Raw genomic sequence first — 13,866 nt, forward strand, 5'->3', positions numbered from 1 at the left:
CCGAGGCGACGAACGACGCTAGCCGAAGCGACGAACGACGTGCGCCGAGCGCACGGCCGGCCCCGGCTGAGTGCGGGCGTGGGCCGAGCGGAGTTCCCCGGGCGGCTAGGCTCGCGCCGAGTCCGCACTGTCGCAATCGGGAGAATGCCCACCATGGCCAAGAAGCGCCCTCAGACCAAGGCCGGGAAGCAGCAGCTCAAGGACGGTGAGATCCCGGTCGTCGGGGCCCGTGAGCCCTGCCCGTGCGGATCGGGCCGTCGTTACAAGGCGTGTCACGGACGCGCCGCCGCCCACGCCGTGACCGAGCTCGTGCACCGCCCCTTCGAGGGACTCGCGGGCGAGTGCGACTGGGTCGCGCTGCGCGAACTGGTGCCCGCCGCCACGGTCGAGCTGACCCTCAAGGACGGGCTGCCCGAGGGAGTTCCGTCGGTGACGCTCGCGACGGTCCTGCCGATGGCCTGGCCGGCGCTGCGCCGCGACGACGGTTCCGTCCTGCTCGCCCTGCAGAACGACACCTCCTCCGGCGACCTCAGCCGCGACCTCGCCGACACCCTCCAGCGCGCCCTGGAGGCCGAGCCCGGCTCTCCGGTCACCGCCCGCCGCGTGCCGGCCGACGGTCCGCGCCTCCAGGACCTCCTCGCCCCGGACGCCTCCTTCGAGCCGAACGTCCACTCCGGGTTCGAGTTCTGGGTGCCGGACGCGGAGAACGCCACGCCCGAGGTGTCCGCCTCCCTGGAGCGCGCGAACGCCGCCGCGATCCCGACGACGCTGCTGTCCGGCGTCGACGCCGCGTACTGGTGCGAGACCCCGGAGAAGAACCACCTGCGCTGGGTCATGCCGCACCCCGAGGAGCAGCTCCTGGACGCGCTCGCCCGGCTGCACGCCGCGGGCACCTCCTCGCTCGGCGACGACACCCGGCTGGTCGGCTCGTTCCGGGCGCACGGCCTCGTGGTCCCCGTCTGGGACCTGCCGAGCTCGATGGGCGCCGAGGCGTGCGAGAAGCCCGCCGTCGCGTTCGCCGAGCGGCTGGCCACGGCGCTCGCCTCCGACGCCCCGCTCACCGCCGAGGAACGCCGCGCCCGGGGCGGTCTCACCAACCGTCAGGTGACCCTCAGCTGACGGTGACGACAGGGCGCCACCGACGGTGACCCGCGTCACAACTCGCCGTACTCGTAAGTAAATCGCTGTCCCTACAGGCGAGATCGAATTTGCGAACGGCAGATCTCTTGTTACCGTTCTAGAAGCCCGGTCGCTGGTGCATCCCCCGTCGCCAGCGACCGGGCGTCCTCGTTTCCGGCTGCGGCCCGCCCTGTGACACCCCGGGCGCGGAGGCCGCACCCGCCCCGAAACCCCGCCCGCCGCGCCGGATTCCGTGCGTCACGCCGGGCGGTCGCGCTCAGTCCGTGGCGCCCGGCGCCCGTTCGGATCCGGCTCGGAGCAGCAGCGGCGCCTCCTCCACCGGACCGGCGCCCACGAACTCCACCACCGCGGTGTAGGACCGGGGCGCACCCGAGGAGCGCAGGCGCGGCGTCTCGCAGGTGCCCGGCTCGTCGTGCGCGGCCGGTGCGCAGTGCAGCACCACGGTCCGGCCGCCCGGACCCATCAGCGTGAGCACGGAACGGAGTTCCTCACCGGTCACGTTCCGGTAGTAGGTGCGCGCCCAGGTCTCGCCGTCCTGGGCCATCACGCAGGTCTGCGCCTCGATGCCCTCCGGTGCGACCAGCTCGGGGCCGCACCGTGCCACCGCGTCCGTACGCCGTCCGCCCTCGCCGTCCCCGCGATCCCCCGCAGCGGAAGCGGCAGAACCGGAAGAGGACGAACCGGAAGCGGGCGAACGATCAAAGTCGGGCGGGGATCCTGCTTCTGCGTTCATTTTCGATGGCGATTTCGACCTTGTCGAAGAACGCTCTGCGGCCTCATCTCCGGATGCGCCATCAGAAATCTTTCGCTGCATGCTTTCTGGCGATGCGACAGAATATTTCGCGTCGGCCGGATCACCCGATACGGCATCCGGAGTACCGGCGGGATCTGCGGAAGCAATCAGCGGAATCAGGCACGCGAGGACGACGGCAGTCGTGAGACCGATCATGCGGAGATTCATGGTGGCCCCACCTGACCTGGCGACTGCGTGGAATTTCTGACGACGGGGCGACGATATCGGCGGAATGCGCGCCGCCGGGTCGCCCGGCACCCGTTTACCGCGGATCCGGCCCGGCTCACACCCGTTCGAGTGAGCCGGACGCCCGGCTTCGCCGTCGCCCTCCCGAGGCGTCAGTAGGCGAGCCGGCTCCCGCCGCCCGGGGCGCCGGTGCTCGCCTCGACCAAGGCGTCCAGGACCGCCCCGACGTCCGGGAGCCAGGGGGCGGCGGCCACGGGGGCCGCGACCACGGGGCCCGAGTCCTTCGTCCGCCCGCGGGACACCGGCGCGGCGGCGTCCCCGAGCGGCGCGGGGGGCCGCTCCCAGCGGACCTGGCCCGTGCCGGTCCGGGACGGCGGCAGGACGAGGTAGCCGCCCTCGCCGTGGAACCGGAGCGAGCTGGGCACCCAGTCCTTCGCGTACAGCAGTTCGCCGAGCCGTTCCAGGGTGTACGGGGCCACCAGCAGCGACCACCGGGTGGGCGTCGCCACGACGGGGCCGAGCCGCATGCCCAGTTCGTCGAGGACGCTCAGCGCTCGGGCGCCGGCCACGGCGGGCAGGCTCACCGCGCAGGGCGCGCGGTCGCCGGTCGCCAGCATCACGGGGGCGGTGGGGCGGTTGGTCCACCACCAGCGCACCATGCGCTCGTCCGTGGTGGCCGCCAGCAGGCCGGGATCGAAGGGATGTGCGCCCGGTACGGCGCAGTCGGGTTCGGGGCAGGCGCAGCCGAGGCCGCCGCCCTCACCGCCGGGGGCGGCCGGCGCCGTCCCCACTCCGGGGAGCACCGGCCATTGCCATACGGTGGCGCAGGTCAGGGCCGCGTCGAGCCGGGCGGTCCCCTCCTTCCGCCGGAGCCGGAGCCTGCGTCGCCTTCCGAGGATCTCGCGCATGAGCGCTCGTTCCTTTCCGTTGAACGCCGAGTCCACATGACAGCACGCGTGCGTGACACCACGTGCGTATCTCTTCGCTGTGCGTACGTGCTCATCAGTTCTGCGGTACGGGCGTGCCGTCGATACCGAGCGTGAGCCGAGCCGAGCCGAGTGGAACCGGTCCGAATAGAACCGATCTGGGGTGGAACAGAGCCGAATCGAGCAGAGTCGAGCGGGGTCGAACCGAACGGGGCCGAACTGACCGAGCGGAGTCGAACTGACCGAGCGGGTCGTGCTGCCCTGGCGGAGTCGTGCGGGTCGAACCGAGCGGGTCGAGCCGGGCCGGCGATCGCCGGGCGAGGGTGGCCTGCGCCTCGCCTGCCGTCCCTGGTGCGAACCCCGCCGTCCGGGGCGGGTGCGTCACCGTCACAGGTAGGGACGCCCGAACCCGCTGCCGGGTTCCTGGGTGATGACCACCGCACCCGCGCATCACCGTTTACGTACCCAGCATGCCCGGAATGACGCTCCTCCGGCGACCTGACCCCGGAGGTACCCCTGTTGAGCAGCCCCAGTCGATCGCAAATAGCGTCCATAGGGTGCATTTTTTGGCCAAGTTAACCCACACTGGGAGGGCGCGAATCGCCCGGACCCCGCAGGGACAATGCTGGACATCGGGTTACTTGTGCGTGTACATGTGGATGCATTGATAGTGGCGCAGAATCACATGGGGGTTTGCGATGCTATTCGACGAATCGCACCGGTCGGAAAGCTGGCTGCCATGAGCGCCCCACACCTGCCGAAAGTGGCTGGAATCGATCCAGAGGTTCCGGTTTCAACGCACACTCCGGCCCCCCTGACGGAGGTCCCCGGGCCGCCCGGAGCCTTCATCCAGGACCGGCTGGCGGGCTGGGTCTCGGACCTCACGACCCTGCACGAGCTCACCGAGCGGCTGGCCGGGACGAACACCCTGGACGCCGCCCTGAACGAACTCCTGCACGCCGGAGCCGCCCTCGTCGGGGCCCGCCGCGGACTTCTCGTTCTGGAACCGGCGAACGGCGAGGGGCCCTGCGCCACCCTCGGCCTCGGGCTCACCCACGCCGAGCTCGGGCACCTGGAGACCGTGCCGCGCGCGGCCACCGCCCTGGGCCGCGTCCTCGACGGGCTCCCGGACACCGCCGACGGGGTCGCCAGCCCCGACCTGCTCGGCGAGAAGAACCTGGACCCCCGGCACCGCGAGGTCGCCACCCGGCTCGGCTACGCCGCGAGCTACGCGCTCCCGCTCTCCTCCGAGGCGGCCGGCCGCCTCGGCGCGGCCGTCTGGTTCTACGACGAACCCGCCGAGCCCGCGCAGAAGCAACGTCACCTCGCCGGCCTCTACGCGCGCTACGCCACCGAACACCTGGCCCGCCTGATCGAGCTGGAGCGCGCCCGCGCGGACGTCGCCGCCGTCGCCGAGGAACTGCTGCCCAGCCGGCTGCCCCGGATCCCCGGCGTCCAGATCGCCGCCCGGCACCGCACCGGCCCCCGGGGCGGCGGCGACTGGTACGACGCGCTGCCGCTGCCCGACCGCACGCTCGGCCTCGCCGTCGGCTCCGTGGGCGGGTCCGGACCGAGCGCGATGGCCGCCATGGGCCGGCTGCGCGCCAGCCTGCGGGCGTACGCCGTGATGGAGGGCGAGGACCCCGTCGCCGTCCTCTCCGACCTGGAGCTGCTGCTGCGGCTCACCGAACCCGCGCGGACCGCGACCGCCCTGTTCGCCTACTGCGAGCCCGCCGCCCGCAAGGTGGTGCTGGCCGGGGCCGGGCACACCCCGCCGCTGGTGCTCGGCGAGAGGCGCTGCGAGTTCGTCGAGACCACGCTCTCCGCCCCGCTGGGGATGCTCGCCTGCTGGGAGGCGCCGAGCGTGGAGTTCAGCCCCGCGCCCGGCGAGACGGTGCTGCTCTACACGGACGGGCTGCTGCGCCGCACCGGGGACGCGATGGACCGCGCCTTCGCCCGGCTGCACTCCGCCGCCGCCTCCGTGCCGAAGGCGGGCCGGCACGATCCGGCCGCCGTCGCCGACCACGTCCTGCGCACGATGCTCCCCGACGGCCTCGACCGGAGCGACTCCACCGAGGACGTCGTGATCCTCGCCGCCCACTTCGACTGAGGTCGCGGGCTCTCTCCGGTAATAGGCCCTTCGACCCTGGGCCCCCTTCCGTACGCCCGTACGATGGGTGACGGTCCAGTGTCGTATCAAGGAGAGACAAATCGTGTCTGAGGAGCTCATCCCGGAGAACCCGGAGCAGGAGACCGAAGAGAACGAAGCAGCGGAACCGGTCAAGCAGCGGAAGAACGGCCTCTACCCGGCCGTCTCCGACGAGCTCGCCGAGAACATGAAGTCGGGCTGGGCCGACACGGAACTGCACGACCTTCAGCCGATCGCCCAGGCCGAGCACACCGCCGCCCGACGCGCCGCGCTCTCCACCCGCTTCCCCGGCGAGCGCCTGGTCATCCCCGCGGGCAACCTGAAGACCCGCTCCAATGACACCGAATACGCCTTCCGCGCCTCCACGGAGTACGCGTACCTCACCGGCGACCAGACCCAGGACGGCGTGCTCGTCCTGGAGCCGGTCGACGAGGGCGGCCACGAAGCGACGATCTACCTGCTGCCCCGCTCCGACCGGGAGAACGGCGAGTTCTGGCTCGACGGCCAGGGCGAGCTGTGGGTCGGCCGCCGGCACTCCCTCACCGAGGCCGAGCAGCTGCTGGGCATCCCCGCGAAGGACGTCCGCGAGCTGGCCGCCGCGCTGACCGAGGCCACCGGCCCGGTCCGCGGCGTGCGCGGGCACGACGCGTCCGTCGAGGCCGCCCTCACCGACAAGGTCACGGCGGAGCGCGACGAGGAGCTGCGCGTCTACCTCTCCGAGGCCCGTCTGGTGAAGGACGCCTTCGAGATCGCCGAGCTGCAGAAGGCGTGCGACGCCACCGCGCGCGGCTTCGAGGACGTCGTACGGAGCCTGGACAAGGCCGAGGCGACCAGCGAGCGCTTCATCGAGGGCACGTTCTTCCTGCGCGCCCGCATCGAGGGCAACGACATCGGCTACGGCTCGATCTGCGCCGCGGGCCCGCACGCCACCACCCTGCACTGGGTCCGCAACGACGGCGCCGTCCGCGCGGGCGAGCTGCTGCTCCTGGACGCGGGGGTCGAGACCAACGACCTCTACACCGCCGACGTGACGCGCACCCTGCCGATCAACGGCACGTTCACCCCGCTCCAGCGCAAGATCTACGACGCGGTGTACGAGGCCCAGGAGGCGGGCATCGCCGCCGTGAAGCCCGGCGCCGACTACCGCGACTTCCACGACGCGTCGCAGCGCGTGCTCGCCGAGAAGCTCGTCGAGTGGGGCCTGCTCGGCGACCTGTCCGTGGACAAGGTCCTGGAGCTGGGCCTCCAGCGTCGCTGGACCCTGCACGGCACGGGTCACATGCTCGGCATGGACGTCCACGACTGCGCCGCCGCGCGCACCGAGGCGTACGTCAACGGCACCCTGGAGCCGGGCGTCTGCCTGACGGTCGAGCCGGGGCTCTACTTCCAGGCCGACGACCTGACCGTGCCCGAGGAGTACCGGGGCATCGGCGTCCGGATCGAGGACGACATCCTCGTCACCGAGGACGGCAACCGGAACCTCTCCGACACGCTGCCGCGCCGCTCGGACGAGGTCGAGGCGTGGATGGCCCGGCTGAAGGGCTGATCCCTCCCGTACGACGGAACACCGCGCGGGGCGCGCCGCTCACTACACGGTGAGCAGCGCGCCCTCGCGCCATTTCAGGACCTTGTCGAAGCTCACCACCGCGCCGTGGCCCGGCCGGTTGCCGAACTGGACGTGGTCGGAGAGCTGCTCGATGAGGTCGAGGCCCCGGCCGCTCTCGGCTTCGGCGGCGCGTGGCGCGGGGTCGGGGTGGACGGGTTGCTGTTCTGTTTGCGCGGCTGGGCGAAGCGCGCGGCGGGCGGGAAAGCCCGGCCCCGAGTCACTGACCTCGATACGGCATTTCTCGCCGTCCAGATAAGCCGTGACCCGGTACTGCCCGGAGTCCGCGGCAGGGCGTCCGTACCCGGAATCCTCCGGCTCCCCGAGCCCCGTCCGATCGCCGCCGTGTTCGACGGCGTTCGCACAAGCCTCGCTGAGCGCGACCGACAGGTCGAAGGAGATGTCCGGATCCACCCCTGCGGTTTCCATGGTGCCGAGCAGAAAACGACGGGCGAGCGGAACGCTCGCAGCTTCGCGCCGCAAATGGAGAGACCACCAGATGCTCATCTTTCAGCCTCCTGGCTGCGGCTCGACGTATCGATACGTATTGCCGCCCTCGGCACTTCGTAAGCACGGATCGGGTGAGAGAGCCCTCATTCGGCGGATGTGGATATTCGGCCGCCCGGTGTATGGACCCGCCCGGCGGCAGGTCACCGGGGGTCTTCTCCGGTGACCTGGGGCGGGCGCCCCCGCTCCGTACATCCCCCACGAACAGGCGCAACAAGCGCGGTTGGGGACGGAGCCTGATCTTCCGGACCTGCCGTACGGCGCAGGGGGGTGCAGTGCGATGATGTCTCGGCCATGTCCACGCCTCTTGCACGCGCCGGAGCCGGTCTGCGGTTCATGAGGGCCGCGGTGTTCACCGCGGCCTGCGTCGTGCTGTCCGCGGCCGGGCACGTCTTCGCCGCGGGCGCGGCCGTCCCCGGGTGGACGCTGCTCGCCGGATTCCTCGGCGTCCTGGCGGTCGCCACGGTCCTCGCCGGGCGCGAGCGTTCGCTTCCGTCGATCGTGGGCGCGCTGGGCGGCGGACAGATCCTCCTGCACGTCCTCTTCTCGTACGGCGGTCACGGCAGCGCCCCGGCCGGCGCGTCCGGGGGCGGCGACAACCCGCTCATCCGGTTCGCCGCCGGGCTCGTGTGCGGCGCGGGACCGGCGCAGCTGAACGCGGCCGACGCCCACCGCATCGTCTCGTCCGCGGGCATCGACCCGTCCTCGCTCACACAGGGCCACGGTCATCTCGCGGCGGGCGCGGGGGCCGGGGCGGCCCAGGCGGCCGCGCCGGCGGTTCCGGACGGCGCGTCCGGCATCGCGGCGGTCTGCGCCACGGTGTCCGCGCTGCTGCCGAGCCTGCCGATGTTCCTGGCCCACGTCCTCGTCGCGCTCGCCACCGGCTGGCTGCTGCGGCGCGGCGAGATCGCCCTCTTCCGGCTGGCCCGGCTCTCCGCCCACAGCGCCCAGGCGCTGGCGGCCGGGGCCCGGCTGCGGTCCCTGCGGGCCGCACTCGCCCTCGTCCGCGCCCTGCGGGCCGGGCGGCGCGAGCAGCTCACGGCCCGGCCGCGCGTTCCGCGCGAGCACGACGACGTCCCGGTCCCGGCCGCCGGGGATCCTCTGCAGCACCTGGTGATCAGGCGCGGGCCTCCGGCCCCGTACGCCCTCGCAGCCTGACACGACGCCTCCACCGCCCCCGCACGGGCCGTCCGCGCACCTCCGTGTGCGCGACCTCCCGCGGAACGGGACCCCGAGGTGTCGTGATGCCGTCGCGCATTCGCGCGCCGGACCACCGTGTTCCGCTTCCCTGTGGAGATTCCTGCCATGAAGCTTTCCCGTATCGCCCTCGCCGGTGGCGTCGCCGCGTCCACCGTCCTGCTGATCGCCGGCCCGGCCGCCGCCCACGTCAGCGTCCAGCCGGTCGGCGAGGCCGCCAAGGGCGGATACGCCACGCTCAACTTCAAGGTCCCCAACGAGCGCGACCAGGCCTCGACGGTGAAGCTCGAAGTGAACTTCCCGGCCGACCACCCGCTGTCGTCCGTCACCCCGCAGGCCGTCCCCGGCTGGAAGATCACGATCGACAAGAGCAAGCTCGACAAGCCTCTCGAGGTGCACGGCAAGAAGATCACCGAGGCCGTCTCCAAGGTGACCTGGACCGCGGACGACAGCGAGATCGCCCCCGGCTACTTCCAGCAGTTCCCGGTCTCCGTCGGCGCGCTTCCCGAGGACGCCGACCAGCTCGTCTTCAAGGCGATCCAGACGTACGACAACAAGGAAGTCGTCCGCTGGATCGAGGAGCCCACGGCGGGCGGCGACGAGCCCGACAGCCCGGCCCCGGTCCTGAAGCTGACCGCCGCCGCCGAGGACCACCACGGCGGCGCGGCCGCCGACGCCAAGGAGGCCGACGACCACAAGGCCGCCGACACGTCGTCCAAGGAGACCGGCACCGCCGCGTCCTCCTCCTCCAGCGACACCACCGCCCGCACCCTGGGCATCATCGGCATCGTCATCGGCATCGGCGGCATCGCCTACGGCGTGCTCGCCGGCCGTCGCCGCTCGGCCTGACCGGCCGCTTCCCTCACCCGCACCACGTTCAGGACACCTCTTTCATGCGCAACAGAAAAGCAGTGACGGCCGTGGCGTTCGCCGCCGCGGCCGCACTGGCCCTCTCCGCCTGCGGCACCGGTGACGACAAGGCGGGCTCCTCGTCCATCGCCGACGTCAGCGCCGCGCCGAAGGACAAGGCCGCGACCGTCCTCGACCAGCCGTTCACCAAGCCGAATCTCGTCCTCACCGACACCCACGGCAAGGAGTACGACCTCCGCGAGGCGACCAAGGGCAAGCCGACGCTCATCTACTTCGGCTACACCAACTGCCCCGACGTCTGCCCGCTGACCATGAGCAACATCTCCCTCGCCAAGCGGGAGCTGCCCAAGGCCGACCAGGACAAGCTCCAGGTCGTCTTCGTCACCACCGACCCCGAGCGCGACACCCCCGCCTCGCTCGGCAAGTGGCTCTCCGCCCAGGACCCCACCTTCACCGGACTCACCGGCGACTTCCCGACCATCCAGGCCGGGGCCCGGCAGATCGGCATCGGCATCGACGCGCCGAAGAAGGAGAAGGACGGCACCGTCGTCTCGATGCACGGCGCCCAGGTCATCGCCTTCTCCCCGAAGACGGACGAGGGGTATGTGCTCTACGGCGAGGACACCAGCGCCGAGGAGTACGCGAAGGACCTCCCCGAGCTCATCGAGGGAGCGACTCCGTGAACCGCCGACCGGCTCTCGCCGGCGTCCTCGCCCTGACCGTGGGGCTGACGCTGGCCGGGTGCTCCTCCGAGAGCGAGCCGGAACTGAAGGTCGTCGACGCGTATCTGCCGCAGCCCGTCAGCGACATGGCCGCGGGCTTCCTCGTCGTACAGAACAGCGGCGGGACCGGGGACCGGCTCACCTCGGTGACCAGTCCGCTCTCCGACGACGTCACGATCCATGAGACGAAGAACCAGAAGATGCGCGAGGTCTCCTCCTTCGAGGTGCCCGCGAACGGCGAGCTCGATCTCGAACGCGGTGGCAACCACATCATGTTCATGAAGCTCAAGCAGAAGCCCAAGCAGGGCGAGAAGGTCTCCATCGAGCTGCACTTCGAGAAGGCCGACCCCATCACGGTCGACCTGCCGGTGAAGGAAACCACCCACAACCCGAAGAAGCAGTGAGGGACTGAACCCACATGTCTGCCACCGCCCCGTACGCCGGACCGCCCCCGATACGCCGGCCCCTGGCCGCCGCCGCGCTCCTCGCCGCCCTCGTCAGCCTGGTGTTCGGGCTGCTGCTGGCCGGCGCGGGCCCGGCGTCGGCGCACGCCGCCCTGACCGGGAGCGACCCGCAGGACGGGGCGGTGGTGGACACCGCGCCCAAGGAGGTCAGCCTCAGCTTCTCCGAGGCCATCGCCGTGGGCGACGACTCCATCCGGGTCCTCGACCCCAGCGGCAAGCGCGCCGACACCGGCGCCGAGCCGCGCGATCTGTCCGAGGGCGGCACCGTCCGGTACGGCGTCTCCCTCCACACCGGGCTGCCGGACGGCACCTACACGGTGGCCTGGCAGGCCGTCTCGGCCGACAGCCATCCGATCTCCGGCGCCTTCACCTTCTCCATCGGCGCCCCGTCCGAGACCACGGTGTCCGTGCCCTCCCAGGAGGCGGGCGGCGGGCCGGTCGGCGTCGTCTACGACATCGCGCGGTACGCCGCGTACGGCGGGTTCGTCCTGCTCGTCGGTGGCAGCGCGTTCGTCCTGGTCTGCTGGCAGCGCGGCGCGACCGCCCTGCCGATGCAGCGGCTCGTGGTCCGGGGCTGGCTCACGCTGACCGCGGCGACCCTGGTCATGCTGCTGCTGCGCAACCCGTACACCGGCAGCGGGAAGTTCGCCGACGCTTTCGACCTCGCCGGACTGCAGTCCGTCCTGGACACCAAGCCCGGCGCCGCCCTCGTCTCCCGGCTGCTGCTGCTCGGGGCCGCCGCCCTGTTCATCGCCGTGCTGTTCGGCACCTACGCCCGGCGCGAGGACGAACGGGAGAAGAAGGACATCACCTTCGGCCTCTCCGCCGGCGGCGGGGTCGTCGCGGCGGGCATCGCCGCCACCTGGGCGATGTCCGAGCACGCCTCGACCGGCATCCAGGCGTCCATCGCCATGCCGGTGGACGTGGCGCACCTGCTGGCCGTCGCCGCCTGGCTCGGCGGACTCGCCTCGCTCCTGGTCGCGCTGTACCGGACCCCGGACATCGGGAGCGCCGCGGTACGGCGCTTCTCCGCGGTCGCCTTCGGCAGCGTCGTGGTCCTGACCGCGACCGGCATCTACCAGTCCTGGCGGCAGGTCGGCTCCTGGTCGGCGCTGACCGGGACGCGCTACGGGCAGCTGCTGATCCTCAAGGTGGCGCTGATCGGCGTCCTGCTCGCGGTCGCCTGGTTCTCCCGGCGCTGGACGGGACGGCTGACGGACACGGCGGTCGCCGCCGAGGAGAAGGGTGCCGAGGAGGACGAGGACGCGACCGGGCCCGAGGAGGCTCCGGCCGACGTGGACCCCGAGCGCGCCGCCCAACTGGCCCGTCAGCGGGCCGTCCTGACCTCGACGAAGAAGAAGCGGATACGGGACGCCGACCCGGAGCGCTCGGGACTGCGCCGCTCGGTCCTGGCCGAGGCGGCCGTCGCCGTCGTCCTGCTGGCCGTCACGACCCTGCTGACCTCCACCGAACCGGGCCGTACGGAGGAGGAGGCCGCGACAGGCGCCAGCGCGGCGGCCACTCCCGCAGCCGGGGGCCCGGTCAACCTGAGCATGCCGTTCGACACCGGCGGCCAGAACGGCAAGGGCACCGTCCGCATCGACATCGATCCCGGCGGCACCGGCTCCAACGAGCTGCATGTGTGGATCGACGGCAGCGACGGCAAGCCGATGGACGTCCCCGAGCTGAAGCTGGCCCTCACCTTGGAGTCGAAGGACATCGGCCCGCTGCCGGTCGTCCCGGACCGGCTGGCCGAGGGGCACTGGTCGGCGAGCGGTGTACAGATTCCGATGGCCGGGGACTGGAAGGTCGACGTGACGGTACGGACGTCGGACATCGACCAGGTCACCATCGACAAGAACGCGAAGATCGGCTGAGCACAGTGAGCAAGACCAAGAAGCAGGCCCCGGACGCGACCGCCACGACCGGCTCCCCCGGTAGCGGCAGCGACGGCGCCGGGGGCGGCGTATCGCGGCGTCGGCTGCTGGGCACCGCGGGCGCGGCGGGCGCCACGGGGCTGGTGCTGGGGGCCGGGGGCGGGGCCGCCGGATACGCCGCCACCCGCCCCGCCGAACCGGCCGCGCTGACGACCGTCGGATCGACCGAGGCGATGTTTCACGGGAAACATCAACCGGGGATCACCACTCCGCTTCAGGCCCGGGGTCATCTCGTCGCCTTCGACCTGGTGGCGGGCGCGGGGCGCAAGGAGGCGGCGGCGCTGCTGCGGCGCTGGTCGGCGGTGGCGAAGGAGCTGATGGCGGGCCGCCCGGCGGCGGGCGGGCCGGACGGTCCCGGGCACGACACCGGTATCGCCCTGGACGCGGGGCCGTCGTCCCTCACCGTCACCTTCGGCTTCGGCCGTACGTTCTTCGCGCGCACCGGTCTGACCGCCCGCCTGCCCGCCGCGCTCGACCCGCTGCCCGCGTTCTCCTCCGACCATCTGGACGCCGAGCGGTCCGACGGCGATCTCTGGGCGCAGATCGGCGCGGACGACGCGCTGGTCGCCTTCCACGCGCTGCGGGCCCTTCAGAAGGAGGCCGCGGGCGCGGCACGGGTGCGGTGGCAGATGAACGGTTTCAACCGCACCCCCGGCGCCACCGCCCGGCCGATGACCGCCCGCAATCTGATGGGCCAGATCGACGGGACCGGCAACCCGAAGCCGGCCGACGAGGACTTCGACCGTCGCGTCTTCGTCCCGGCGTCCCCCAAGGACCCGCAGGAGTGGATGGAGGGCGGTTCGTACGCCGTCGTCCGCCGGATCAGGATGCTTCTGGACGACTGGGAGAAGCTCCCGGTGGAGCGCCAGGAGCGGGTCATCGGACGGCGCAAGGCGGACGGGGCGCCGCTGAGCGGGGGGACCGAGACCACGGAGATGGACCTCGACAAGGCGGGTCCGGACGGCAGGCTCGTGATCCCTGACAACGCGCACGCCCGGATCTCCTCGCCCGAGAAGAACGGCGGGGCCGCCATGCTGCGCCGCCCGTTCTCGTACCACGACGGCATCGCGGAGGACGGTGCTCCGGACGCCGGGCTCCTCTTCGTCTGCTGGCAGGCGGACCCGTTCCGGGGCTTCGTGCCGGTGCAGCGCAAGCTCGACCGGGGCGACGCGCTGTCGCCGTTCCTCCGGCACGAGGCGAGCGGGGTGTTCGCGGTCCCGGGCGGGGCGGCGGAGGGGGAGTACGTGGGACAGCGGCTCCTGGAGGCGTAGGGAGCCGCCCGCCCCGGCCGGGAGCGCCCCGGGGACTGGCCCGCCTGCCCGCGGGCTCCCGATCGCATTCTGAGACAGCGAGGCGGGCTTCCCGGGGCGCA

The 13,866-nt window shown here is 72.2% G+C and carries 12 protein-coding genes; 9 read left to right on the forward strand and 3 right to left on the reverse strand.

The window, feature by feature from the left end; translation table 11 throughout:
- Window positions 1-153: 153 nt before the first annotated feature.
- The gene (locus ACH4UK_RS17865) at window positions 154-1,119 is read left to right on the forward strand and encodes a DUF5926 family protein (protein WP_398357305.1); all 966 of its coding nucleotides are present in this window, start codon (window positions 154-156) and stop codon (window positions 1,117-1,119) included.
- 277 nt (window positions 1,120-1,396) lie between these two features.
- On the opposite strand, the gene ACH4UK_RS17870 is transcribed toward ACH4UK_RS17865, so the two are convergent.
- Together ACH4UK_RS17870 and ACH4UK_RS17875 are read right to left on the reverse strand one after the other, a co-directional pair.
- Window positions 1,397-1,744, reverse strand: coding sequence for a hypothetical protein (locus ACH4UK_RS17870; protein ID WP_398357307.1), 348 nt, complete (start codon window positions 1,742-1,744; stop codon window positions 1,397-1,399).
- Window positions 1,745-2,271: 527 nt separating this feature from the next.
- Window positions 2,272-3,027, reverse strand: coding sequence for a bifunctional DNA primase/polymerase (locus tag ACH4UK_RS17875; RefSeq protein WP_398357308.1), 756 nt, complete (start codon window positions 3,025-3,027; stop codon window positions 2,272-2,274).
- A 640-nt stretch (window positions 3,028-3,667) separates the two neighbouring features.
- On the opposite strand from ACH4UK_RS17875, the gene ACH4UK_RS17880 reads away from it, so the two are divergent.
- Both ACH4UK_RS17880 and ACH4UK_RS17885 read left to right on the forward strand, forming a co-directional pair.
- The gene (locus ACH4UK_RS17880; protein WP_398357310.1) at window positions 3,668-5,155 is read left to right on the forward strand and encodes a PP2C family protein-serine/threonine phosphatase; all 1,488 of its coding nucleotides are present in this window, start codon (window positions 3,668-3,670) and stop codon (window positions 5,153-5,155) included.
- A 103-nt stretch (window positions 5,156-5,258) separates the two neighbouring features.
- Window positions 5,259-6,740: an aminopeptidase P family protein gene (locus ACH4UK_RS17885; protein WP_398357312.1), complete on the forward strand. Its 1,482-nt coding sequence runs from the start codon at window positions 5,259-5,261 to the stop codon at window positions 6,738-6,740.
- Between the two features lie 42 nt (window positions 6,741-6,782).
- Here ACH4UK_RS17885 and ACH4UK_RS17890 read toward each other — a convergent pair whose 3' ends face one another.
- Window positions 6,783-7,304, reverse strand: coding sequence for an ATP-binding protein (locus tag ACH4UK_RS17890; protein ID WP_398357314.1), 522 nt, complete (start codon window positions 7,302-7,304; stop codon window positions 6,783-6,785).
- A 294-nt stretch (window positions 7,305-7,598) separates the two neighbouring features.
- Between ACH4UK_RS17890 and ACH4UK_RS17895 the strand changes: the two genes are divergently transcribed.
- The 6 genes from ACH4UK_RS17895 (at window position 7,599) to efeB (ending at window position 13,765) form a co-directional block, all read left to right on the forward strand.
- Complete coding sequence (locus ACH4UK_RS17895) at window positions 7,599-8,462, forward strand: hypothetical protein (RefSeq protein WP_398357315.1); 864 nt, start codon at window positions 7,599-7,601, stop codon at window positions 8,460-8,462.
- A gap of 147 nt (window positions 8,463-8,609) precedes the next feature.
- Entirely contained in the window at window positions 8,610-9,350 is a 741-nt protein-coding gene (locus ACH4UK_RS17900) for a YcnI family protein (protein ID WP_398357317.1), read from the forward strand.
- A gap of 44 nt (window positions 9,351-9,394) precedes the next feature.
- Window positions 9,395-10,054 carry an SCO family protein gene (locus tag ACH4UK_RS17905; RefSeq protein ID WP_398357319.1) on the forward strand — a complete coding sequence of 220 codons (660 nt, stop codon included), beginning with the start codon at window positions 9,395-9,397 and terminating at the stop codon, window positions 10,052-10,054.
- Window positions 10,051-10,497: a copper chaperone PCu(A)C gene (locus ACH4UK_RS17910; protein ID WP_398357321.1), complete on the forward strand. Its 447-nt coding sequence runs from the start codon at window positions 10,051-10,053 to the stop codon at window positions 10,495-10,497. Before ACH4UK_RS17905 ends, ACH4UK_RS17910 begins: the two co-directional genes overlap by 4 nt.
- 14 nt (window positions 10,498-10,511) lie before the next feature.
- A complete protein-coding gene (locus ACH4UK_RS17915; protein WP_398357323.1) occupies window positions 10,512-12,434 on the forward strand; it encodes a copper resistance CopC/CopD family protein in 1,923 nt (640 codons plus the stop codon).
- 5 nt (window positions 12,435-12,439) lie between these two features.
- Window positions 12,440-13,765 carry an iron uptake transporter deferrochelatase/peroxidase subunit gene (efeB, locus tag ACH4UK_RS17920; protein WP_398357325.1) on the forward strand — a complete coding sequence of 442 codons (1,326 nt, stop codon included), beginning with the start codon at window positions 12,440-12,442 and terminating at the stop codon, window positions 13,763-13,765.
- Window positions 13,766-13,866: the final 101 nt, after the last annotated feature.

The organism is Streptomyces sp. NPDC020884, from assembly GCF_044333935.1.
Lineage (GTDB): Bacteria > Actinomycetota > Actinomycetes > Streptomycetales > Streptomycetaceae > Streptomyces.

Bases quoted from the DNA above. Each gene is read 5' to 3' on its own strand.
- ACH4UK_RS17865 (WP_398357305.1), top strand. From the start codon at position 154: ATGGCCAAGAAGCGCCCTCAGACCAAGGCCGGGAAGCAGCAGCTCAAG.
- ACH4UK_RS17875 (WP_398357308.1), bottom strand. From the start codon at position 3,027: ATGCGCGAGATCCTCGGAAGGCGACGCAGGCTCCGGCTCCGGCGGAAG.
- ACH4UK_RS17880 (WP_398357310.1), top strand. From the start codon at position 3,668: ATGCTGGACATCGGGTTACTTGTGCGTGTACATGTGGATGCATTGATA.
- ACH4UK_RS17890 (WP_398357314.1), bottom strand. From the start codon at position 7,304: ATGAGCATCTGGTGGTCTCTCCATTTGCGGCGCGAAGCTGCGAGCGTT.
- ACH4UK_RS17895 (WP_398357315.1), top strand. From the start codon at position 7,599: ATGTCCACGCCTCTTGCACGCGCCGGAGCCGGTCTGCGGTTCATGAGG.
- ACH4UK_RS17900 (WP_398357317.1), top strand. From the start codon at position 8,610: ATGAAGCTTTCCCGTATCGCCCTCGCCGGTGGCGTCGCCGCGTCCACC.
- ACH4UK_RS17905 (WP_398357319.1), top strand. From the start codon at position 9,395: ATGCGCAACAGAAAAGCAGTGACGGCCGTGGCGTTCGCCGCCGCGGCC.
- ACH4UK_RS17915 (WP_398357323.1), top strand. From the start codon at position 10,512: ATGTCTGCCACCGCCCCGTACGCCGGACCGCCCCCGATACGCCGGCCC.